The following is a 23,212-nucleotide window of genomic DNA, read 5'->3' as shown; positions in this document are numbered from 1 at the left end:
CGGCGCCGGCACCTCAGTCGAGGAAGAGCACCCGCAGCCGCCGCGTCGTGAAGACCAGGCCGATCGCCGTCATCACCGCGAAGTAGAGGACGTGCCCGACGACCGCGATCGACAGCGCGCCCGTGGTGAACCCGCGCACCAGCTCCACGGCGTGCCAGAGCGGCAGGGCCTGGATCACCGCCTGGATCCACGGCGGGTAGACCGACAGCGGGTAGAAGGTGGCGGAGAACAGGAACATCGGCAGCAGGATGAAGTTGATCCAGTCCATCTGCTGGAACGTCTTCATGTAGCTCGTGACGGCCATGCCGAAGCTCGCGAAGGCGAGGGCGACGAGCACCACGGACGGCAGCGCGAGGATCGCCCACCAGGACAGGTTGAGGCCGAGCACCTGCATCACGATGAGGAAGCCCGACGAGTACACGACGCCGCGGAGCAGCGCGAGCGAGATCTCGCCGAAGGCCACGTCGAGCGGGCCGAGCGAGGTCGCGAGCATGCCCTGGTACAGCTTGGAGTGGTTCATCTTGAAGAAGACGTTCCACGTGGAGTCGTACACGGCACCGTTCATCGCCGAGACGGCGAGGAGCGCGGGCGCGATGTACGCGGCGTAGGGCACGGGCTGCCCGGTGCTCGTCGTGACGTCCCCCACGAGGGAGCCGAGCCCGATGCCCATCGCGAGCAGGTAGAACACGGGCTCGAAGAAGCCGGAGACGACGACGGTCCAGTTGGTGCTGCGGGTCGCGAGGAGGCCGCGCGACAGCACGGAGCGGGCGTTGCCGGCGTAGAGCGCGCTGGTCCCGCGGCGGCGGACGGGCGGCCCGGCGGGCCCCGCGGGCCTCGAGGCGGACGACGCGCCCGTGGTCGGAGCGGTCACCTGCGAAGCCTCCTCGTGGTGATCCGCCGGGCCAGCGTCCACCCGACGGCGAGCCACAGCAGCAGGTACGCGACGTGCACGAGCGTGAGCCAGAGCGGCTCCCCGAGCCCGTAGGTCGCCACGCGGCCGAGCTCGGTGCCGTGCCAGAGCGGGGAGACCCAGCCGACCCACTGCAGCCAGACGGGCAGCTGCGTCAGCGGGAAGAACGTGCCCGAGAACAGCGACAGCGGCGTGATGACGAAGCGCAGCACCATCGCGATCTGACCCGTGTCCTGCTCCAGGGTGGCGACGTACGCCATGATCACGACGCCGATGGCCATGCCGGTGAGGAGCGCGGCGCCGATCGCGAGGAAGCCCGTGCCGAGGGGCACGGCGCCGAACAGCAGCATGAAGGCGAAGTACGCGATCGCCGTGGGGGCCATGCGGATGGCGACGCCGATGACCTGCCCGTCCACGATCTGGGCGGGCGTCAGCGGGGACGCGTTCATCGCCTGGAATACCGGGTTCCACTTGAAGGCGCCGAGGATCGGGTACGTGAACTCCTCGCTCGCGACCGTCATGGCGCTCGTCGCGAGGAGCGCGGGGGCGACGAAGACGAGGAAGCTGATCCCGAGCGCCTGGTTCGCGCCGGTGCCCTGGTCGACCACGGTCGCGAGCCCCACGCCGAGCGCGTAGAGGTAGACGTAGGGGCTGGCGATGCCGGTCGCGATGACCGTGCCGGCGTAGGCGCGGATCCCGAGCAGCCGGTGCTCGGCCGCGTACCAGGCGCCGAACCGGCGGGGACGCACGCCGGCGGCGAGTGCGCGGTCGCGGGCGGTGGCGCGGGGGGCGCGCGAGGCGTCGACGCTCATTCGACGAGGCTGCGGCCGGTGAGCCGGAGGAAGACGTCCTCGAGGCTGGAGCGGCGGACGAGGGTGGTGATGGGCGCGAGGCCCTGCTCGAGGATCCGGCTGAGCACGGCCTCGCCGTCGGAGGCGTAGACGAGCACGCGGTCGGGCAGGATCTCGACGCGGTCGCCGAGGCCGGCGATCTCGCGCGACGCCTCCTCGTTGCGGTCGGAGCCGAAGCGCACCTCGAGCACCTCGCGGCTCGAGTGGTCGCGGATGAGGGAGGCGGGTGAGCCCTCGGCCATGATCCGGCCCTCGTCGACCACGATGATCCGGTCGCACAGCTGCTCGGCCTCGTCCATGTAGTGCGTGGTGAGCACGAGCGTCGTGCCCTGCTCCTTGAGGCGGAACAGGCGGTCCCAGAGGATGTGGCGGGCCTGCGGGTCGAGGCCCGTCGTCGGCTCGTCGAGCAGGAGGATCCGCGGGTCGCTGATGAGGGCGCGGGCGATGGTGAGGCGGCGCTTCATGCCGCCGGAGAGGTCGTCGACCTTGGCGCCGGCGCGGTCGCTCAGCTGCGCGAACTCGAGCAGCTCGTCGGCGCGCGCCGCGACCTGCCTGCGCGGCAGGCCGAAGTAGCGGCCGTAGACGATGAGGTTGTCGCGCGCCCGGAGCTCGAGGTCGAGGTTGTCGGCCTGCGGCACGACGCCGAGCTGCGACCGGATCTCCGGGCCGTGCGTGTCGGGGTCGAGCCCGAGGATGTCGAGCGTGCCGCCCGTCCGCGAGGAGACGGCGCCGATCATGCGCATGGTGGTGGACTTGCCGGCGCCGTTCGGGCCGAGGAGGCCGAAGGACTCGCCGGGCGCGACCTCGAAGGAGAGTCCGTCGACGGCGACGTGGTCGCCGTACCTCTTCACGAGGCGGTCGGCGGTGATGACGGGAGTGGGCACGAGACCTCAGCCTAGGGAGCCGCGGGCGGATCGACCACGGGGCCGGACGCGGGGATCCGGGCGGGTTCCGGTCGAGGTCCCCGGCCGACGCCCCGCGCGCGGCGGACGCCCGGCGTGCGGCGCGTAGAGTCGCAGGGCGGATCACGGGACGCCCGGCACCGCTGCCCGCAGCAGCGACGGCCGCCCGCCGTCCGCGCGGGGTCCGACCCCGACCCGCCCGCGACGCCGTCCGCGCCGCCGCACGACGCCGACCGACGATCCCGGGAGCACCCATGACCGAAGCCACCACCGCCCCGCGCGCCCGGTCCCGCAACCCGTTCGCCCGCCGCGACGCGGCCGACGACGGTCCTCGCGCCCGCTTCTCGGAGCTGCTCCCCTACATCCTCGAGCAGCGCGGCCTCATGGCCTTCGTCATCGTGCTCAGCGTGCTCGGCGCCGCCGCGAGCCTCGGCCAGCCCCTGCTCGTGCAGCGCGTGGTCGGCGTCGTGCAGGACGGCGGCGCGCTCGGCGCGCTGGTCTGGGCGCTCGTCGGCCTCGTGGTCGTCTCCGGCCTCCTCTCCGGCTACCAGCACTACCTGCTGCAGCGGATGGGCGAGGGCATCGTCCTCTCGTCGCGGCGCACGCTGGTCCGGCGGATCCTGCGCCTCCCCATCGCCGAGTTCGACACGCGCCGCACCGGCGACCTCGTCTCCCGCGTCGGATCCGACACCACGCTCCTCCGCGCCGTGCTCACGCAGGGCCTCGTGGAGGCGATCGGCGGCGCCGTGACGTTCCTCGGCGCCGTCATCGCGATGCTGATCATCGACCCGGTGCTCCTCGGCCTCACCGTGCTGGTCGTCGCCGTCTCCGTCGTCGCCGTCGTGGGGCTCTCCGGCCGCATCCGCGTGGCCAGCCAGCGCGCGCAGCGCAAGGTGGGCGATCTCGCCGCCAGCGTCGAGCGGGCCATCGGCGCGATCCGCACGGTCCGCGCCAGCAACGCCACCGACCGGGAGATCCGCACCATCGAGGCCGACGCCGAGGGCGCCTGGGAGATGGGCATCAAGGTCGCGAAGGCGTCCGCCGTCGTGGTGCCGATCGCGGGGATCGCCCTGCAGGCGTCGTTCCTCGTGGTGGTCGGCGTGGGCGGCTTCCGCGTCGCGTCGGGCGCCATCGGCGTCGGCGACCTGGTGGCCTTCATCCTGTTCCTCTTCCTCATGATCATGCCGCTCGGCCAGGCGTTCGGCGCCGTCACGGCGGTCAACCAGGCGCTCGGCGCGCTCGGCCGCATCCAGGAGATCGTGAAGCTGCCGGGCGAGACCGACGGCGACCAGGCCCTCGCCGGGCGCCTGCGCGACGACGGCCCGAGCGCCGACGACCGCACGGACGCACCCGCCGTCGAGCTCGTGGACGTGCGCTTCGCCTACCCGGTCCCCGCGGCGCCGGACGCGGCCGAGGAGGACGCCGCCTACGGCTCCGGCGGCGCCCCGGGCGCCTCGGCCGTCGGCAGGACCCCTCGGGACGCTCAGGCGGCGGACGCGGCCCCCGGCGCCGACCGGACGGGCGGCGGCGTGCTCCAGGGCGTCAGCTTCCGCGCCGACCGGGGCACCCGCATCGCGCTCGTCGGCCCCTCCGGCGCCGGCAAGAGCACCATCCTCGCCCTCATCGAGCGCTTCTACGACCCCACCTCCGGCGTCGTGCGCGTGGGCGGCCGCGACATCCGCACGCTCGACCGCGAGGACCTCCGCCGCCAGATCGGCTACGTGGAGCAGGACGCGCCCGTGCTCGCGGGCACCCTGCGCGAGAACCTCACCCTCACGGCGTTCGACGCCACCGACGAGGACTGCGTCCAGGTGCTCCACGCGGTGAACCTCACCGAGGTGCTCGCGCGCAACGAGCTCGGCCTCGACGCCCCCGTGGGCGAGGACGGCATCATGCTCTCCGGCGGCGAGCGCCAGCGCCTCGCGATCGCGCGCACGCTGCTGTCGGCGCCCCCGATCCTCCTGCTCGACGAGTCCACCTCCAGCCTCGACGGCCTCAACGAGCAGCTGCTCCGCAAGGCGATCGACGCGGTCGCCGAGCACCGCACCCTCATCGTCATCGCGCACCGCCTGTCGACGGTCGTCGACAGCGACCTCATCGTGGTCGTCGAGAAGGGACGCGTCGTCGGCACGGGCACGCACGCCGAGCTCGTCGTCTCGACGCCGCTCTACCGCGACCTCGCGAAGCACCAGCTCCTCGTCTAGCGGAGGGCGGCACCTCCCGGGGCCGGTCGGTGCGCGTGGGCGGCGCGATCGTCCGGCGCCCCGATCCGACGACGACGACGACGACGGCTCGGCTCAGCCCAGCGCAGCGCCGCAGCTCAGCGCGACGGCGCTCAGTGCGACGGCGTCGCGAGATCGTCCGTCGGCGCGGTGATCCGCATCTCCCGCGCCGCGAGGAACAGCGGCAGGGCGACGGCGAACGCCACCAGCGGGACGAGGACCACGTACACCCACACGCGCCTCATCCGCAGCCGCCGTCCCTCCGCGATGATGAACGTCACGCTCGCGACCGCGGCGATGAGCAGGTCCCAGGAGAGCGACGACACGGCCGGGCCGCCGGCGGACAGGTCGGCGAGGAAGTCCCGGCCGGTGGTGATGACCTCGATGTTCGCGGTCCACGTCAGGACGAGCCCGGCCAGGGCGAGGACCATATACGCAACGGCGAGGGGCGTGGGCCGCCGCCGGGTGGGACGCGTGCTCATGGGGACCCCTTCTCGCGGACGTCGCCAGGCTAGGCGCCCGGGGAGCCGCGCGGCCCGCGGGTGCGCCGCATCGACGCTCCGCGGATGCCCCGCCTCACCCGGCCGGTGCCGTGAGCGCGTACAGCGCGACCGCGCTCGCGGCGGCGACGTTCAGCGAGTCGATGCCGTGCGCCATGGGGATCCGCACGACCGTGTCCGCCGACCGGATCGCCTCCGCGGAGAGCCCCGGCCCCTCCGACCCGAGCACGATCGCGAGCCGCTCGTGCTCCGCGGCGGGGAAGTCGCGGAGGGAGACGGCGTCGGGCGTGAGCGCCAGCGCCGCCACGTGGAAGCCGGCCGCGGCGAGCGTCGCCCGCGTCTCCGGCCACTCCCCCGTGCGCGTCCACGGCACCTGGAGCACCGTGCCCATGCTCACGCGGATGGCCCGGCGGTAGAACGGATCCGTGCAGCGCGGCGTGACGAGCACGGCGTCGGCGCCGATGGCCCCGACGGAGCGGAAGATCGCCCCGACGTTGGTGGGGTCCACGACGTCCTCGAGCACCACGACCCGCCGGGCGTCGGCAACGAGCGACGCGACGGACGGCAGCGCGGGACGGTCCAGCGACGCGACGACGCCGCGGTGCAGGACGTACCCGGTCAGCTCCGCCAGCAGCTCGCCCGGACCGGTGAACACGGGCACGTCGCGGTCGCCGACCAGGGCGAGCGCCTCGTCGACCGTGCCGCCGAGCGCGAGCACCGACCGCGGCACGTGCCCGGCGCGGAGCGCGCGCTCCAGGACGAGGGCGGACTCGGCCAGGTAGATCCCGTGCCCCGCTCCCGGGTCCTTGCGGAGCGCCACGTCGGTGCGGTGGCTGTAGTCGGCGAGCCGCGGATCCCGCAGGTCCTCGACCGGGACGACGTGCGCCACTAGGCGGCGAACGGGTCGGGCGTCAGCGTGTACTTCGTGCTCAGGTACTCGTGGATGCCCTCGAGCCCGCCCTCCCGGCCGAGCCCGGACTGCTTGACCCCGCCGAAGGGCGCGGCCGCGTTCGAGATGACGCCCATGTTGAGCCCCGTCATGCCGGTCTCGAGCCGCTCGATCATCCGCTGGCCCCGGGCGAGGTCGCGCGTGAAGACGTACGAGACGAGCCCGAACTCGGTGTCGTTGGCCAGGCGCACGGCCTCGTCCTCGTCGGCGAACGGGACGATGGCCACGACCGGGCCGAAGATCTCCTCGCGGAGGATGTCGCTCCCCTCGGCGACGCCCGTGATGAGCGTCGGCGGGTAGAAGTGCCCGGCGCCCTCGCGGGGCTCGCCACCCGCGCGCACGCGGGCGCCGCGGTCGACCGCGTCGCGCACGAGGCGGTCGGCCTTGTCGACCGCCCGTCCGTCGATGAGCGGGCCGACCGTCACGCCCTCCTCGGTGCCGCGTCCGATGCGCATGGCCGCGATGCGCTCCTCCAGGCGCTCCGCGAAGGCCTCCGCGACCGATGCCTCGACGATGAACCGGTTGGCGGCGGTGCACGCCTGCCCGACGTTGCGGAACTTCGCCGCCATGGCGCCGTCGACGGCCGAGTCGAGATCCGAGTCCGCGAAGACGACGAAGGGCGCGTTGCCGCCCAGCTCGAGCGAGACGCGGAGGACGTTCCGGGCGGCCTGCGCGCCGAGCTGACGGCCGACGGGCGTGGAGCCGGTGAAGCTGAGCTTGCGGAGCCGCGGGTCCGCGATGAGCGGCTCGGTGACGTCGGCGGCCGAGGTCGTGGGGATCACGTTGAGCACGCCCGCGGGCAGTCCCGCCTCCGCCAGGAGCTCGGCGAAGCGCAGCGTGGTGAGGGGCGTGAGGTCGGCCGGCTTGATGACCACGGTGCAGCCCGCGGCGAGCGCCGGAGCGATCTTGCGGGTCGCCATGGCGAGCGGGAAGTTCCACGGGGTGATGAGCAGCACCGGCCCGACGGGGTGCTGCGACACGATCATGCGGCCGGTCCCCTCGGGGTTGATGCCGTACCGGCCCGTGACGCGCACGGCCTCCTCGGAGAACCAGCGGAGGAACTCGCCGCCGTAGGCGACCTCGCCGAGCGACTCCGCGAGCGGCTTGCCCATCTCCAGCGTCATGAGCAGCGCGAACTCGTCCCGGCGCTCCTGCAGCAGGTCGAACGCGCGACGGAGGATCTCCCCGCGGACGCGCGGCGCCGTCGCCGCCCAGCCCGCCGCGGCGTCGACCGCGGCGTCGAGGGCGCGTGCGCCGTCCGCCGGGCTCGCGTCGGCCACCCGGGCGATGACCTCGTCGGTGGCCGGGTCGCGGACGTCGAACGTCGCACCGCCCTCCGCGTCGACCCGCTCCCCGCCGATGAGGAGGGTGGTGGGGGTGCCCGACAGGAGGTCGGTCTCGGTGGTCGCGCTCATGGTGTCCTCGCTTCTTCCGTGCTGGTGCTCGTGCGCTGCGTCGCGCTCGTGCCGGTGCTGGTGCGGCGGCTGGTGCTGGTGCTGGTGCTGGTGCGGCGGCTCGTGCGCCGGCGCGTCCGCGTCGTGCCGGGATCGCCGCGGTCGTCCGTCGGTCAGACGGCCGGGCCGTCGACGATCTCGGCGCCCGCGTCGCGCAGCCGCTCCAGGGCCGCGGTGCTGGTGGCCGGGGCGACGCCCGCGACCAGGTCGGCGAGCACGCGCACGCGCTTGCCCTGGTGGACGGCGTCCAGCGCCGAGGCGAGCACGCAGTAGTCGGTGGCGATGCCGACGACGTCGATGTCCGTGATGTCGTGGAGGACCAGGAGGTCGGCGAGCGGCACGCCGTCCTCCGTCGTCCCCTCGAAGATCGAGTACGCGGGAGCGCCCTGGCCCTTGCGCAGGTGGAAGTCGACCGCGGTGACGTCGAGGTCGGGGTGGTACTCGGCACCCGGCGTGCCCTGCACGCAGTGCTCCGGCCAGGTGGTCGAGAAGTCGGGCACGGTGCCGGCGGCGGCGAAGTGCCCGCCGTTGTCCCCCGTCGCCTCGTGCCAATCCCGGGACGCGAGCACGTGGTCGTAGCGGTACGGCTCGGCCGCGAGGAGCCGGGTGATGCCGCGGGCGACGTCGCCGCCGCCCGTGACGCCGAGCGCCCCGCCCTCCGTGAAGTCATTCTGCACGTCGATGATGAACAACGCCCTGCTCATGCGCCGCTCCTTCCCCGGGCCGTGCCCGGTGCCGTGGATCCGCCGCCCGGGTCCGGGTGGCGCGTCACTCGTCGCCCAGGTCCGCGCCGCAGCGGTACGTTCCCGCGGCCAGCGCGTCGAGGGCGACCTTCGCGTCGCCGGTCACGTTCCCGATGGCGTAGAAGGCGAAGGTCAGGGTGCTGCCGTCGGCCGCGTCGACGATGCCCGCGAGCGTGTACCCGGTGTCGATCCACCCGGTCTTCGCGACGACGTGCCCGCGGGCGACCGAGCTGTCGCCCGTGAACCGGCTCGCGAGGGTGCCGGTGCGTCCCGCGACCGGGAGCCCGTCGTGCAGGTAGCCGAGCGCCTGCTGGCGCTGGTCGACCTGGATCATCAGCTGCGCCAGGAGCGACGGCGGCACGCGGTTGTCGGGGCTGAGGCCCTGTCCGTCGACGATGGTCAGGTCGGAGGTGTCGAGGCCGTACGCCTCGAGTGCCTTCGGGATGCCCGCGGCCAGCGACTGCTGCGTGCTCCCCGCCCCGACCTGGATGCTGACGAGCCGCGCGAGCGACTCCGCGAGCACGTTGTCGGAGTTGATGAGCGCCGTCTGGACGAGGGAGGAGACGGGCTGCGACTCCACCTTCCCGAGGACGGCGGCGCCCGCGGGGGCGGTGCCCTGCGTGACCTCGGCCGAGGCGCCGAGCATGGAGCGGAACGTGCTGCCCACGCGCGCCAGCGGGTCCTCGCTGCGCGCGGAGACGACGGCGGCGGGATCCGCGCGGTCGGCGTCCAGCTGCAGCGGCGTCATGAAGCTCGAGTACCCGGCGCGGCGCTCCGTCGCCGCCCAGGACGGCGCCCACGTCTCCCCCGAGAAGAGCGACGTGTCGAGCACGATGCGGGTGATGGGCGTGCCGGCCGTGGACGGATCCGCGGCCCAGGCCGTGCGGACCTGCTGCGCGAGGTCGCTGAGACGCGGGGCGCCCGGGTACACGGAGCTGCCGGAGGTGAGCCGGGAGAGGGTCGGGTCGCCGCCGCCGACGAGCACCACGGTGCCGGGCTCCGCACCGCGGACGACCGTGGTGGCGATGCGGCGGTCGGGACCGAGCGCGGCGAGGGCGGCGGCCGACGTGACGACCTTCATGACGCTCGCCGTGCGCTCGGGGGTGCTGCCGTCCCGGTCGAACAGGACGCGCCCGGTGGCCGCGTCGCGGACCTGGCCCTCGAACGTCGCCAGCCGCGGATCCTGCGCGAGCGCGGAGATGGAGCACATGCGGAGGTCGCGGGCGCCGGCGTCGGCGGGCGCCGAGCGGGCCGGATCCGCGGTGGGTGCGGGGCTCGGCGTCGGCGAGGCCTCGGCGGTGGACGCGACGCTCGCCGATGCGCTGCCCGATCGCCCGGTGAGCGCCCCGGCGCCGACGGCCCCGGCGGCGAGCAGTGCCACGACGGCGACCGCGGCGGTGACGGTGCGCGTGCGCCGCGCGGGCGTCGCGCTCGTCCACACGCGGGAGGCGGGGTCCTCCGGGTCGATGCGGCCGGCGCGGTCGGGGCCGTCGGCAGGGGATCGCATGGGGCCATGCTAGACGCCGAGACCGAGCGGGGCCTCGGCCGCGGGTGCGCCGGGTCGGGTCCGCCGGCGACGGCGGTCGCGGAGGGACGCGACTCATCGCGACCCGGCACGAGACCGGGATCGGGACGAGCGGAGGGGGTGGTGGAGCCGCCTGTCAGAATCGAACTGACGACCTTCTCATTACGAGTGAGATGCTCTACCGACTGAGCTAAGGCGGCCCGGCCCGGACTCAGCGAGTACCGGGCACGAGTAGAGAGCATACCGGATGCGGGAGGGTCCGCTCGCACATGCGGGTCAGCCGCAGGTCGTCCCCGATGCCGGCGGGTCCCCGCCGAGCAGGTAGCCGTCCACGGCGGCCACGATGCACGGGTCCCGCTCGTCGTAGGCGATATGCCCCTCGCCCTCGTAGGTGAGCAGCACGCCCGAGTCGAGCTGGTCGGCGAGGGCCTCGGCCCCGGAGTACGGGGTCGCGGGGTCGCCGGTGGTGCCCACCACGACGATGGGCGCGGCGCCCTCCGCGGACACGGGCGCCGGGGCGTCCCGTGCCGTGTACGGCCAGTTGCCGCAGAGCGGGTCCGGCTCGTCGTCGCGCGAGGTGTCGTCGTCGGCCAGCTCGCCTCCCGCGGAGCGGAGCTCCGCGGCCTCCCGGGCCAGCACGGCCGGGTCGCGCTCCACGGGGTAGTCGATGCACTGGATCGCGAGGAACGCCTCGTAGAAGTTGCTGGTGTACGTGCCGTCGGGCGTGCGGCCGAAGTACGAGTCCGCGAGGGCGAAGGCGGTGGCCGAGCCGCCGCCGAGGGCCTCGGTGAACGCGGTGGTGAGGGCGGGCCACTGCTGCTCGCTGTAGAGGGCGGAGTCGATGGCGCTGCGCATCACCTGCCCGTCGAGCTCCCGGCCGTCGACGGCCCGCAGGGGGCTCTGGTCGAGCCGGTCGAGGAGGTCGGCGGCCATGCGCACCCCGTCCTCGACGGATCCGCGGAACGGGCACGCCTGCCCTCGGAGGCATGCCGCCATGTACGACTCGAAGGAGGTGCGGAACCCCGCGGTCTGGGCGAGCACCACGTCGAAGGAGCTCGCGGACGGATCCGTCGCGCCGTCGAGCACCATGCGGCCGACGTGCGCGGGGAACGTCTGCGCGTACTCGGCGCCGATGCTGGTCCCGTACGAGTAGCCGAGGTAGTTCAGCGCCGGATCCCCCACCAGCGCCCGGAGCATGTCGAGGTCCCGCACCGTGCTCCGCGTGTCGATGAACTCCAGCAGCGGGCCGGACCGGGCGGCGCAGGACTCGGCGAACGACCGCGCGGCGTCGCTGAGCTCCTGGTCGTGCTCCGGGGTGCCCGGGCGCGCCGCGGTCTCGCCGTAGAGGAAGGAGTCGAGCTGGGCGTCGTCGACGCAGTCGACGGCCGTCGACGCCCCGACGCCGCGCGGATCCCACCCGACGACGTCGTAGGCGTCCTGGAGGTCGCGGGACACGGCGTAGTCGATGCTGGACCTCACGAAGTCGACCCCGGAGGCTCCCGGTCCGCCGGGGTTGACGAACAGCGACCCCCGCGGACCGTCCGACCCGCGGGCCGTGTGGCGCACGAGGGCGAGCTCGATGTCGGTCGCGGCATCCGGCGCCGACCAGTCGAGCGGCGCCGTGGCGGTGGCGCACTGCGCCCCGTCCTCGCACGGCGACCAGGCGAGGACCTGCTCGTAGTACCGCGCGAGGTCGGGCGCCACGTCCTCCGTGGTGGGGCTCGACGTGGAGCTGCGTGGCTCGGGCATGGGGATGAGGCCGCAGCCGCTCAGCGCGACGGCCGCGACGAGCAGGACGCCCGCCCGTGACGCGACGCGGGACAGGAGGGACGTCCGCGCCCCCCGCCGGGTCACGCGCGACCCGACGGACGCGTGCGGGTGAGGGACACGAGCATGGCCTCGAGGGCGAGGGCCGGGCTGACGTTGCCGTCGATGCGGCGGCGCGCGACCCCGACCGCATCCAGCACCGCGAGCGAGGCGGCCGCCGATCCGGCCTCCGCGGCCTCGGCGATGCGCGGCGCGATCGCCGCGTTCACCTGCGGGAGGTCGGCGCCCAGCTGGCGGAGGAGCACGTCGCGATGGAGGGACATGAGGTCCACGAGGATGCGGTCGATGCCGTCGCGGAGGCTCCGCGTCGCGCGGCGCTTCTGGTCCTCCTCGAGCTGGCGGATCTGCGACCGCAGCTGCGGGGGGATCGACCCGCCCTCCTGGACGCCCAGCGAGCGCAGCGCGCGTTCGCGCTCGTCCGCATCGCGCTGCACGGTGAAGGCCTTCGCGTCCTGACCCGCGAGCTCGAGCAGCGCGGCGGCGGCGCGCACGGCGTCGCCCACGGTGCGGATCCCGAGGGCCAGCTCCAGCGTGCGGCTACGGCGCTCGCGGGCCTCGGCGTCCGTGGCGAGACGGTGCGCCATGCCGATGTGGCTCTGCGCCTCCCGGGCGGCGCGCGTCGCGGTCGCCTCGTCGACCCTGTCGCGGCGCTGGATGAGCGCCGCCACGTCCTCGACGGAGGGGATGCGCAGGCGGACGCTGCGGACCCGGGAGCGGATGGTGGGGATCAGGTCGGCCTCGCTGGGGGCGCAGAGGATCCAGATGGTGCGCTCCGGCGGCTCCTCCAGCGCCTTCAGCAGCAGGTTCGACGTGCGCTCGGTCATGCGGTCGGCGTCCTCGACGACCATGACGCGGTACCGCCCGACCGAGGGCGAGTACTGCGACGAGGTGACGAGCGCGCGCACCTCGTCGATGGCGATGATGACCCGCTCCGTGGCGAGCACGCCGAGGTCGGGGTGGCTCCGCGCCGCCACCTGCCGTGCGGTCGCAGCGTCCCCCTCGGGGGTTCCGTCGCTCAGCAGCGCCGTCGCGAAGGCGTACGCGAGGTTCGAGCGGCCGGATCCGGGCGGCCCGGTGATGAGCCACGAGTGCGCGAGGGCGGTGCCCGACGCGTCGCGCGCGGTGGCGCGGGGACTGCTCGCGGCGGCGAGCAGGGCGACCGCCTCGGACTGCCCGGTGAGCTCGTCCCAGATGCGCCGGCCGTCCGGGGACGCCGGCCCGTCCGCGCCTCGCACGACCGCGGCGTCGCTCACGCTCGGGCTCCCGCCTCGATGAGGGCGGAGGTCCGGGAGCGGATGAGGTCGGCGATCTCCTCGCGGGGAAGACCCGCGTCGACCACGAGGAAGCGCTCCGGCTCCGCCTCGGCGAGCCGCAGGAACGCCTGGCGGACGCGCTCGTGGAACTCGCCGCGCTCGGCCTCGAGGCGGTCGAAGCGCGTCCGCGCGGCGTCGAGGCGCACGCGGGCGGCCGCCTGGTCGAGGTCGAGGAGCACCGTGAGGTCGGGCAGCAGCCCCTGCGCCGCCCACAGCGACAGCTCGCGGATCTCGTCCGCGTCGAGCACCCGCCCGGCGCCCTGGTAGGCCACCGACGAGTCGAGGTACCGGTCCTGCAGCACGACCGCACCGCGATCGAGCGCGGGGCGCACGACCGTCTCCACGTGGTGCGCGCGGTCGGCCGCGTAGAGGAGTGCCTCGGCACGGGGGGCTATGTGGCCCCGTCGGTGCAGCACGATCTCGCGGATCTCGACGCCGAGCTCGCTGCCGCCCGGCTCGCGGGTCACGACGACCTCATGGCCCTGCCGCTCCAGCCACTCCCGCAGGAGCGACGACTGCGTGGACTTGCCCACGCCGTCGCCGCCCTCGAGCGTGATGAAGACGCCGGTCACGTGGCGTCGGACGCCGTCGCCGCGGCGGACGCCCTCTTCGCGGCCGCGGTCTTCGCTGCCGTCGTCTTCGCTGCCGTCGTCTTCGCGGCCGTCGTCTTCGCGGCCGTCGTCTTCGCCGTGCTCGTCTTCGCGGCGGCCGTAGTGGACGCGGTCGTCGCGGACGCAGCAGTGCGTGGCTTGGCCGGCGCCTTCGCCTTCGCGGGTGCCTTGGCCTTCGCCGGTGCCTTGGCCTTCGCCGGTGCCTTGGCCTTGGCGGGCGCCTTTGCCTTCGGCTTCGCCGGTCCCTTGGCGCGCTTGTCGGCGAGCAGCTCGACGGCCCGGTCGAAGTCGATGTCCTCGACCGACTCGCTCTTCGGGATCGTGGCGTTCGTCTCGCCGTCGGTGACGTAGGGGCCGAACCGGCCGTCCTTGACCTTGATGCCCTTGCCGCTGACGGGGTCGGCGTCGAACTCCTTGAGAGCGCTGGAGGGTCGGCGCGCGCCGTACTTGGGCTGCGCGAACACCTCGAGGGCCCCGGCGAGGTCGATCTCGAAGATCTGCTCCTCGCTGGTGAGCGAGCGGGAGTCCGTGCCCTTCTTGAGGTACGGGCCGTACTTGCCGTTCTGCGCGGTTATGGGGGTCGCCGTCTCCGGATCCTCGCCCACGACGCGCGGGAGGTCCAGCAGGCGGAGCGCGGTCTCGAGGTCGACGGTCGCGAGGTCCATCGTCTTGAAGATGGAGGCCGTCCGCGGCTTCACGGCCGCCGCCTTCTTCGCCGCGGGCTTCTTGGCGGGCGCCTTCTTCGCCGGCGTCGCCGACGCCGTCGCCGTGGGCGTCGCCGCCGCCTCGAGCACCTCGCCCGTCGCCGGGTCGACACCCTCCGCGGTGGCGGCGGGCGCCTCCTCCGGCTCCGGGTCGAGCTCGGTCACGTAGGGGCCGTACCGGCCGTCCTTCGCGACGATCTGCTTGCCGTTCTCCGGGTTGATGCCGATGACGCGGTCCGTGACGACGGGGGCGTCGATGAGCTCGCGGGCCTTCGCCGCCGTCAGCTCGTCGGGTGCCAGGTCCTCGGGGAGGTTGACGCGACGAGGCGTCGCGTCCTCCGCCGCGCCCTCCTCGTGGACCTCGAGGTAGGGCCCGTACTTGCCGATGCGCAGGGTGATGTCGTCCGCGATGCGCAGCGAGTTGATCTGCCGCGCGTCGATCTCGCCGAGGTTGTCGATGGTCGGGCGGAGGCCCTTGTGGGCGTCGTTCCCGTAGTAGAAGCCCTTCAGCCAGTCGACCCGCTCGGCCGAGCCCTCCGCGATGCGGTCGAGGTCGTCCTCCATGCCGGCGGTGAAGTCGTACTGCACGAGCTCCGTGAAGAACTCCTCGAGCAGCCGCACCACGGAGAACGCGATCCAGTTGGGCACGAGCGCCGTGCCGCGGGGCGTGACGTAGCCGCGATCCACGATGGTCGAGATGATGGCCGCGTAGGTGGACGGGCGCCCGATGCCGAGCTCCTCGAGCGTCTTCACGAGGCTCGCCTCCGTGTAGCGCGGCGGCGGGCTGGTCTCGTGGCCCTTGGCGTCGACGTCGACCAGGCGCAGGTCCTGCCCCTTCTTCAGGTCGGGGAGCTTGGCCTCGCGTGGCTCGGCGGCGCCGTGGCGCTCCTCGTCACGGCTCTCCTCGTACGCGGCCAGGAAGCCGCGGAAGGTGATGACCGTGCCCGAGGCCGCGAACTCGGCGACCTCTCCGGCGGAGGTCGGACCGGCGGCGATGACGACCGAGGCGGTGGACCCCTTCGCGTCGGCCATCTGGGAGGCGATGGTGCGCTTCCAGATGAGGTCGTACAGCTTGTGGTCGTTCCCGCGCAGGGTGGAGGCCAGCTGCTGCGGCGTGCGGAACGTCTCCCCTGCGGGGCGGACGGCCTCGTGGGCCTCCTGCGCGTTCTTGCTCTTGCCGGCGTAGAGACGCGGCTTGTCCGGCACGGTCTCGGCCCCGTAGAGCTCCGCCGCCTGCTTCCGCGCCGCGGTGATCGCCTGCTGCGAGAGCGACGGCGAGTCGGTGCGCATGTAGGTGATGTAGCCGTTCTCGTAGAGCGACTGCGCGACGCTCATGGTCTGCCGGGCCGAGAACCGCAGCTTGCGGGCGGCCTCCTGCTGCAGCGTCGACGTCGTGAAGGGGGCTGCCGGCCGGCGCGTGTAGGGCTTGGACTCGACGCTCTGCACCTTCAGCGGCACGGACGGGTCGCGCAGCGCCTCGGCGAGGGCCTCCGCGCTGGTCGCGTCGAGGGGACGCGAGTCGTTCTTGAGGGCGCCCTTGTCGTCGAAGTCGCGACCCGTCGCGATGCGGGCCCCGTCGATGCGGACGAGGCGCGCATCGAAGGGCAGCTCCTGGTCGATCGGCGACAGCGCGGCGGTGAGGTCCCAGTAGGAGGCGGTGACGAAGGCCAGGCGCTCGCGCTCGCGATCCACCACGAGCCGCGTGGCTGCGGACTGCACGCGGCCGGCGGACAGGCCGGGGCCGACCTTCCGCCACAGCACGGGCGACACCTCGTAGCCGTACAGGCGGTCGAGGATGCGGCGCGTCTCCTGCGCGTCCACGAGGGCCGTGTCGATGTCGCGGGTGCTGTCGCGCGCGCGCTCGATGGCCTCCTTGGTGATCTCGTGGAAGACCATGCGCTTCACCGGCACCTTGGGCTTGAGCACCTGGAGCAGGTGCCACGCGATGGCCTCGCCCTCCCGGTCCTCATCAGTGGCGAGGAAGAGCTCGTCGGCGTCCTTGAGCGCCCGCTTGAGGTCGGCGACCGTCTTCTTCTTCTGGTCGCTCACGACGTAGTAGGGCTCGAAGCCGTTCTCGACGTCGACGGAGAACTTCCCCAGCGTGCCCTTCTTGAGCTCCGGCGGCAGGTTCTTCGGCTCGATCAGGTCGCGGATGTGGCCGACCGACGCCTGCACCTCGTAGCCGTCGCCCAGGTACTGGGCGATCGTCTTGGCCTTGGCCGGCGACTCGACGATGACCAACTTCTTCGTGCCGGGCACGTGACTCCTTATATATGCGTTCATGGGGGCCGGTGTGCGGCCCGGTGTCCGGGTGCGTGCCCGCTCGGATGCGCTCCGGGGCGACGTGCGGCGGGGTCCCCGACAAGGCACACCATACACACGCGCACCGACCGGAGACCTAATCGCGGCGCCGCCCGGACGGGCTCCGTCGCGGCCTCCCGGAGGACTCCGCCAACGGCTCCGCGAGGCCGTGCGGCGACGCCACGATCGGCTCGCGGCCCCGCCCTCACGGCACCGCGTCCCGAGGCTGCCCGGCTCGTGCCCGCGCCGTCACCGCCAGGCCGATGGCGTCGCCACGACCCGTGACCGCCACCGCGACGGTGGTGCCGTCCACCTCGCACGAGGTCAGCGACGCCCCCACCGCTCCCACCACCTCGCCCGCCGCGGAGCAGGGCGGGCCCGAGGAGAACCCCGCGGCGACGTCGGCCGCGGCGAGCGCCCCGGAATCCGCCGCACCCGCCACGACGGCCCGTTCGACGAGGACGGTGGACACGGCGACGGAAGCCAGCGCGAGCGAGGCGACCGCCCCGAGCATCCCCACCGCGATCACCGCGCCCGACCCGGCATCATCCGACGTCCGCATCCGCGTCCTCCTGCCATGCGCAGCCGCGGGCCTCAAGCCGCATCCCGGCCGCCCCTGCCGGCAGGAAGCGGCTCGGAGCGGTGAGCCGGACGCAGACGGCGTGCCCCTGCCGGTCCACCGCCATGGACGCCCCTCGAGCGGCGCCGTCGATGCGCTCGCCCGCCCTGCTCTCGTCCTCCCCACGGCCGAGGCTCCGCGCGGCCTCCTGCGCGGCCGAGGTCATCTCGACCTGCTGCCCCACGGTCTGCACCGCTCCCATGCACAACCCGAGGACGAGGACGACCGCCGGCAGGACGACCGCGAGCTCCGCCGCGGCCGCCCCGCGGTCCTCCGCCGCAGCCCGGGAAGACGGGTCCACGGGCATCGGGTGCCCCGCCCGCATCAGCGGTCGTAGGTCAGCGCGCGCCGCACGAGGTCGAGCAGCATGCCCCGCACTTCGTCGCTCTGGAGGATGACCACGAGCAGGCCGGCGAACGCGACGGCCGCCATGGTCGCGATGGCGTACTCCGCCGTGGCGGCGCCGCGGTCGCTCGACGCCCGGTCGAGGACGGCCCGGCCGGCTACCCGCACGGCGAGGGCGACCCTCGTGGGCCCGGGCCGCGCGCAACTCCCTCCACCGTCGGCGCAGCTCGACGCGCGACCCGAGGACGCCTCACGGCCGCGCCTGCTCGTCGCCGGAGGAGGCACCGCTGCCACCGCCGCGAGCGGCCAGTCGGAGCGGCACCCCGATGCTCTCGACGCCCCCGCGTCCGGAGCGGTGCTCGATGCCGCCTCGGACCCGCGGAAGGCCCCGCCGCACGATGGCGCCACCGCCCCGTGGTCCGCCGTCGCCGGTGCCGGCTCCTCGACTCGTCCCATGTCCTCGTCCTCTCCCCTGGCGGGCATCGCCCGCCGTCTGTGCCTGCCGCCCGTCGGCAGGTCATCACCTTGCCCGGCGCGGCATCGACGGATCGGGTGCGCCCGACCACCGGTGGACGCCCTCATCCCCGCCCGAGTGTTGAGGACACGACGGCCAGGAGCATCGGCACGACGCCGACCGCCAGGAAGGCCGGCAGGATGCAGACCCCGAGCGGCAGCATCAGCCGAGCGGCGAGACGCGCGGCTGCCCGCTCAGCCCCGGTGCGCGCATCGCGCCGCGCCCTCTCCGCCTCGCCGCGGAGGAGGTCGACGACGGGCGCGCCCGTCCGGGTCGCGACCTCCACGACGGAGGCGACGGCCGTCAGCTCGCCGCGGACGGGGATCCCCGAGCGCTCGCAGGCGCGCCCGACCACGGCGACCGCCCTCGGCACGGACGCGCCGCCCGACATCGCGGTCGCGACGAGGTCGAGGACGAGGCCGGGTGCGGCGTCTCGGGGCAGGGCCCGGCGGACGAGGCTCCGGTTCCAGCGCCAGCCGACCGCCACGAGCGCGACGCCCACCACGAGGCAGGCGGCTCCGGGCACGGTGGTGGCGAGGATCCGGAGCGGGTCGAAGCCGAGTCCGGCCGCCAGCACGATCCCGGCCCCGGGCATGAGGAGCACGGTGCGGCTCGTGGCCACCGGACCGGCGAGCGCGGTCCCGGCGTCCCGTCGGACGCGGGCGACGTCGACGAGCGTCTCGGCGAGGCGCACGAGCGCCGCCGCCATCGGCGCGCCCGTGCGGTCGGAGATCTCGAGCACCGCGGCGAGGGCGCTCCAGTGCGCGGTGGCGGCGGCGCCTCCCGCGCTGCCGCTCCGTCCGCGCTCCACCGCGTGGGCCACGCGCACGGACAGGGGATCCGAGTCGGAGCCCGAGGCGACGCATCGGATGACCGATGCCGCGGCACCGTCACCCCGTCGCGCCCTTCCGCCCGGCGGCGCGAGCTGCCGCCATGCGCGTTCGGGTGGCAGTCCCGCGCCGAGCAGCACCGCGAAGCCCCGCACGAACGCGGCCGTCTCCTCCGCCTCCGCCACGACGGCTCCGGCGCTCGACGGCACGATGGTCGCCGGCAGGCGCCCGGCGAGCGCGCGCACCGTCACGACCGATCCCCGTCGGCCGCCGCCACGGTGCCCGTCACCGCGGGCCGCTCGCGGGCACCCGGACCCGACGACCAGCGCACGGGCACCACGCGGAGGCGGCCTCCCCCGTCCGCGACGAGGCGCCCGGCCTCCGTGACGCGACGGCCCTGAGCGGTGCGCGCGAGGTGCACCACCAGGCCGATCGCGCTGACGGCCTGGCGCGCGGTCGTGACCGCGTCCATCCCGGCGAGCGCACCCAGCGCCTCGAGCCGCGCCGGGACGTCGGCCACGCCGTTGGCGTGCACGGTGCCGGCCCCGCCGTCGTGGCCGGTGTTGAGCGCTCCGAGCAGCTCTCGGATCTCGCTCCCGCGGCACTCGCCCACCACCAGCCGGTCGGGGCGCATCCGGAGCGCCTCGCGGACCAGCCGCGGGAGCGGCAGCTCCCCCGCCCCCTCGATGTTGGCCTGCCGCGCCTCGAGGCAGACGACGTGCGGGTGCCGCACCCGGAGCTCCGCCACGTCCTCGACGACCACGATGCGCTCCCGCGGGTCCGCTCGGGCGAGGAGCGCGCCCAGGAGTGTCGTCTTCCCGCTGCCGCCCGCACCGGTGATGAGCAGGTTGGTGCGTCGGCTTACCGCCGCCTCGAGGAGCGCGCGGCAGCCCGGCGGGAAGGCGCCGGCGGCGTCGAGCGCGTCGAGGGTGGGGCGCGCCCGCGACGGCAGGCGGATGGAGAGGAGGGTGCCGCGGGTCGACACGGGCGGCAGCACCGCGTGCACCCGCATCCCCTCGCCGAGGCGGACGTCCACGCAGGGCGCCGCCTCGTCGAGGTGCCGCCCGCCCTCCGCGGCGAGGCGCACGGCGAGCGCCCGCACCGCGGGCTCCCCGCCGAGGTCGACGTCGGCGCGGCGCTCGGGCCCGCGCCCCCGGTCCACCCAGACCTCACCGTCGCCGTTCACGAACACGTCGGTCGCCGCGGGGTCCCGGGCCAGGGCTGCGAGGGCCCCGAGGGCCGGGGGGACGTGGCGCGCCGGTGACGCGGGCCGGGCATCCGCAGCGGACATCGATGACCGCCCGGCGCGCGCTGACATCGCCGATCCGCGGAGGACCGCCTCTCCGCCCTGTCCTCCCATGTCGGCAGCACCTGCCTCGCGCCCGTCACGGCCCGACGGCGTCCGAGCGGGCACGCGGACGCGCGGGACGAACGTCGCCGCCGCCGGTGACGGGGAGCGAACCGCGGCACGGGGTCGTGCGTCACCGCCGTGGGGAGCATCCGCGTCGGGTGGTCCGTGCGCCCCGTACCCTGATTCCGGCGCCGTCCCGGGGACGGTGCCGCCACGGTCGGCGGATGCGTGCCACTCGCTCATGCGGGGAGGCTAGGAGCCGAGCGCAGGACGGGCTCATGACGGCCGACGGCCGTGGGGTCCACAGGGACGAACGAGCTGGGGAGGACGTCGACGGCGGCACCGGCCCGGCTGCTGGTCGCGAGAAGAGAGGGGCGGCGCCCATCGGGGGAACAGGCGCCGCCACGTGACGACGGATCGGGGGAATCCAGAATTCGCCACACGTCGAGCTCGGCTCGACGGGTCGAGCATACGCCGCGCTCCTCCCGCTACGGGAGGGTTGAGCGTGTTCTGGCCGATCATTCATCGGACTCCCGGCAACGGACGCCCGCCATCCTGCCGCCGGAGCCTCCGGGCGCCGCGCCGGGCACCCGCTAACGTGGGTCGCGGAGAGGATGACGATGTCCACGAACCCCGAATCGACCGAGCCCGGAGCATCCGGCACCGCCCTGCGCGACGAGGACGAGGAGGGGACGACGTCCGCCTCCGCGCCGCCCGTGACGCCCCACGCCGGACCCGTCCATCCGCCGTCGGACGCCTTCCGCGCCACCCGCGTCGCCGACGAGTCCCTCGCCGAGTCCGCGGCCGCCGACCGCCTCGGCTTCTGGGCCGACCGCGCCCGCGAGCTGGTGACCTGGGAGACCCCGTTCGAGACGGTCCTCGACTGGTCGGACGCCCCCGTGGCCCGCTGGTTCCCCGAGGGCCGGCTGAACGTCGCCTACAACTGCCTCGACCGTCACGTGGCCGCCGGGAACGGCGATCGCGTCGCGCTGCACTGGGAGGGCGAGCCGGGCGACACCCGCGACCTCACCTACGCCGAGCTCACCGCCGAGGTGAAGCGCGCCGCCAACGCGCTGCTCGAGCTGGGCGTCGTCGCCGGCGACCGCGTGGCGATCTACCTGCCGATGGTCCCCGAGGCCGTCATCGCGATGCTGGCCGTCGCGCGCATCGGGGCCGTGCACTCCGTCGTCTTCGGCGGCTTCAGCGCCGAGAGCCTCCGCGCCCGCATCGACGATGCCCAGGCACGCGTGGTCATCACGGCGGACGGCGGCTGGCGCAAGGGCAAGGTCTTCCCCCTGAAGCCGGCGGTGGACGCGGCCCTGGTCGGCTCCGCCGGATCCGTCGAGCACGTCCTCGTCGTGCGCCGGGGCGAGAACGAGGTGGACTGGGACGACGCCCGCGACCTCTGGTGGCACGAGCGCCTCGCCGAGGCGTCCGCGGAGCATGAGGCCGAGGCGTTCGAGGCCGAGCACCCCCTCTTCATCCTGTACACGAGCGGCACGACCGGGAAGCCGAAGGGCATCCTGCACACCTCGGGCGGCTACCTCACGCAGGCCGCGTACACGCACCGCAACGTCTTCGACCTGCACCCGGAGACCGACGTGTACTGGTGCACGGCGGACGTCGGCTGGGTCACCGGTCACAGCTACGTCGTGTACGGCCCGCTGGCCAACGGCGCCACCCAGGTGATCTACGAGGGCACGCCCGACACCCCGGCCCCCGGGCGCTGGTGGGACATCGTCGAGAAGCACGGCGTGACGATCCTCTACGCGGCTCCCACGGCGATCCGCTCCTTCATGAAGACGGGCCGCGAGATCCCGGACGGGCGGGACCTCTCCTCCCTGCGCCTCCTCGGCTCGGTCGGCGAGCCCATCAACCCGGAGGCGTGGCGCTGGTACCGCGACGTCATCGGCGGCGGCGACGTGCCCGTGGTCGACACGTGGTGGCAGACGGAGACGGGCGGGATCATGATCTCCGCGCTCCCCGGCATCACCGCCACGAAGCCCGGCTCCGCCCAGACGCCGATCCCCGGCATCAGCGTCGCCGTGGTCGACGACCAGGGCGAGCCCGTGGCACGCGGCGAGAGCGGCCTCCTCGTCGTCACCGAGCCCTGGCCGGGCATGCTCCGCGGCATCTGGGGCGACCCGGAGCGCTATCGGGAGACGTACTGGGACCGCTTCGGCGACCGCTACTTCGCGGGCGACGGCGCCCGGCTCGACGAGGACGGCGACATCTGGCTGCTCGGGCGGGTGGACGACGTGATGAACGTCTCCGGGCACCGCCTGTCGACGGCGGAGATCGAGTCCTCCCTCGTCGCGCACCCGTACGTGGCCGAGGCGGCCGTGGTGGGGGCGTCGGACGAGGCGACCGGGCAGGCCGTCGTGGCGTTCGTGATCCTCCGCTCGGCCGAGGCGAGCGCGCTCGGCGACGAGGACCCTAACGAGCTGCTGCGGAAGCACGTCGCCGACCAGATCGGCGCCATCGCGAAGCCGCGCCGCGTGTTCGTGGTGCAGGAGCTGCCGAAGACGCGGTCGGGCAAGATCATGCGCCGGCTGCTGCGGGACGTGGCGGAGGGCCGGGCGATCGGCGACACCACGACGCTGGCCGACTCGCAGGTCATGCAGGTCATCAGCGAGCGGATGAACGCCGGCTGACCGGCTCTCGCGGACGTGCAGGAGGGCCGGGTGCGTGCACCCGGCCCTGTCTCTTCTCCCCACCCCCCAACCCCCCAAAACAGTCGG

19 protein-coding genes and 1 tRNA gene are annotated in these 23,212 nt (G+C 74.2%); 2 read left to right on the top strand and 18 right to left on the bottom strand.

Annotation, left to right across the window (positions count from 1 at the left end; translation table 11 throughout):
• Positions 1-13: 13 nt before the first annotated feature.
• From AC07VC_RS15585 to AC07VC_RS15575, 3 genes are read right to left on the bottom strand one after another with little or no spacing between them, the layout of a single operon-like run.
• Positions 14-871, bottom strand: a complete 858-nt coding sequence (locus tag AC07VC_RS15585; RefSeq protein WP_494675357.1) for an ABC transporter permease — start codon at positions 869-871, stop codon at positions 14-16.
• Positions 868-1,722 (bottom strand): ABC transporter permease, encoded by an 855-nt coding sequence (locus AC07VC_RS15580; protein ID WP_494675356.1) that lies wholly within the window; start codon positions 1,720-1,722, stop codon positions 868-870. The genes AC07VC_RS15585 and AC07VC_RS15580 overlap by 4 nt, the downstream gene beginning before the upstream one ends.
• The gene (locus AC07VC_RS15575; protein ID WP_494675355.1) at positions 1,719-2,645 is read right to left on the bottom strand and encodes an ABC transporter ATP-binding protein; all 927 of its coding nucleotides are present in this window, start codon (positions 2,643-2,645) and stop codon (positions 1,719-1,721) included. Before AC07VC_RS15575 ends, AC07VC_RS15580 begins: the two co-directional genes overlap by 4 nt.
• A 272-nt stretch (positions 2,646-2,917) precedes the next feature.
• On the opposite strand from AC07VC_RS15575, the gene AC07VC_RS15570 reads away from it, so the two are divergent.
• A complete protein-coding gene (locus AC07VC_RS15570; protein WP_494675354.1) occupies positions 2,918-4,867 on the top strand; it encodes an ABC transporter ATP-binding protein in 1,950 nt (649 codons plus the stop codon).
• 131 nt (positions 4,868-4,998) lie between these two features.
• Here AC07VC_RS15570 and AC07VC_RS15565 read toward each other — a convergent pair whose 3' ends face one another.
• From AC07VC_RS15565 to AC07VC_RS15495, 15 genes are all read right to left on the bottom strand, one after another.
• Complete coding sequence (locus AC07VC_RS15565; RefSeq protein ID WP_317230542.1) at positions 4,999-5,367, bottom strand: DUF2834 domain-containing protein; 369 nt, start codon at positions 5,365-5,367, stop codon at positions 4,999-5,001.
• A 94-nt stretch (positions 5,368-5,461) separates the two neighbouring features.
• Entirely contained in the window at positions 5,462-6,274 is an 813-nt protein-coding gene (locus tag AC07VC_RS15560; RefSeq protein WP_494675353.1) for a TrmH family RNA methyltransferase, read from the bottom strand.
• Complete coding sequence (locus AC07VC_RS15555; protein WP_494675352.1) at positions 6,274-7,749, bottom strand: NAD-dependent succinate-semialdehyde dehydrogenase; 1,476 nt, start codon at positions 7,747-7,749, stop codon at positions 6,274-6,276. The genes AC07VC_RS15560 and AC07VC_RS15555 overlap by 1 nt, the downstream gene beginning before the upstream one ends.
• Positions 7,750-7,901: 152 nt before the next feature.
• Positions 7,902-8,492: an isochorismatase family protein gene (locus AC07VC_RS15550; RefSeq protein ID WP_317230539.1), complete on the bottom strand. Its 591-nt coding sequence runs from the start codon at positions 8,490-8,492 to the stop codon at positions 7,902-7,904.
• 64 nt (positions 8,493-8,556) lie between these two features.
• Complete coding sequence (gene dacB / locus AC07VC_RS15545; protein WP_494675351.1) at positions 8,557-10,038, bottom strand: D-alanyl-D-alanine carboxypeptidase/D-alanyl-D-alanine endopeptidase; 1,482 nt, start codon at positions 10,036-10,038, stop codon at positions 8,557-8,559.
• A gap of 142 nt (positions 10,039-10,180) precedes the next feature.
• Positions 10,181-10,256, bottom strand: a tRNA-Thr gene (locus AC07VC_RS15540).
• A gap of 76 nt (positions 10,257-10,332) precedes the next feature.
• Positions 10,333-11,910, bottom strand: coding sequence for an alpha/beta hydrolase (locus tag AC07VC_RS15535; RefSeq protein ID WP_494675350.1), 1,578 nt, complete (start codon positions 11,908-11,910; stop codon positions 10,333-10,335).
• Positions 11,907-13,136 carry a DNA polymerase III subunit delta' gene (locus tag AC07VC_RS15530; RefSeq protein WP_494675349.1) on the bottom strand — a complete coding sequence of 410 codons (1,230 nt, stop codon included), beginning with the start codon at positions 13,134-13,136 and terminating at the stop codon, positions 11,907-11,909. The genes AC07VC_RS15535 and AC07VC_RS15530 overlap by 4 nt, the downstream gene beginning before the upstream one ends.
• Positions 13,133-13,768, bottom strand: coding sequence for a dTMP kinase (gene tmk / locus AC07VC_RS15525; protein WP_494675348.1), 636 nt, complete (start codon positions 13,766-13,768; stop codon positions 13,133-13,135). Before tmk ends, AC07VC_RS15530 begins: the two co-directional genes overlap by 4 nt.
• Positions 13,765-16,770 (bottom strand): type I DNA topoisomerase, encoded by a 3,006-nt coding sequence (gene topA / locus AC07VC_RS15520; protein WP_494675347.1) that lies wholly within the window; start codon positions 16,768-16,770, stop codon positions 13,765-13,767. Before topA ends, tmk begins: the two co-directional genes overlap by 4 nt.
• Before the next feature lie 247 nt (positions 16,771-17,017).
• Entirely contained in the window at positions 17,018-17,374 is a 357-nt protein-coding gene (locus AC07VC_RS15515; protein ID WP_494675346.1) for an Rv3654c family TadE-like protein, read from the bottom strand.
• On the bottom strand, positions 17,358-17,738 hold the full coding sequence (locus AC07VC_RS15510; protein ID WP_396335551.1) for a TadE family type IV pilus minor pilin: 381 nt from the start codon (positions 17,736-17,738) through the stop codon (positions 17,358-17,360). The genes AC07VC_RS15515 and AC07VC_RS15510 overlap by 17 nt, the downstream gene beginning before the upstream one ends.
• 17 nt (positions 17,739-17,755) lie before the next feature.
• Positions 17,756-17,944 carry a DUF4244 domain-containing protein gene (locus AC07VC_RS15505; protein WP_317230734.1) on the bottom strand — a complete coding sequence of 63 codons (189 nt, stop codon included), beginning with the start codon at positions 17,942-17,944 and terminating at the stop codon, positions 17,756-17,758.
• Positions 17,945-18,354: 410 nt separating this feature from the next.
• On the bottom strand, positions 18,355-19,371 hold the full coding sequence (locus AC07VC_RS15500; RefSeq protein ID WP_494675345.1) for a type II secretion system F family protein: 1,017 nt from the start codon (positions 19,369-19,371) through the stop codon (positions 18,355-18,357).
• Entirely contained in the window at positions 19,368-20,411 is a 1,044-nt protein-coding gene (locus tag AC07VC_RS15495) for a TadA family conjugal transfer-associated ATPase (protein ID WP_494675344.1), read from the bottom strand. Before AC07VC_RS15495 ends, AC07VC_RS15500 begins: the two co-directional genes overlap by 4 nt.
• 674 nt (positions 20,412-21,085) lie before the next feature.
• On the opposite strand from AC07VC_RS15495, the gene acs reads away from it, so the two are divergent.
• On the top strand, positions 21,086-23,125 hold the full coding sequence (gene acs, locus AC07VC_RS15490; protein ID WP_494675343.1) for an acetate--CoA ligase: 2,040 nt from the start codon (positions 21,086-21,088) through the stop codon (positions 23,123-23,125).
• Positions 23,126-23,212: the final 87 nt, after the last annotated feature.

This window comes from Clavibacter sp. GW821-FHT01D01, from assembly GCF_059422605.1.
Note: the sequence above shows the minus strand (reverse complement) of the source record. Positions and strands in the feature narration are given on the sequence as shown.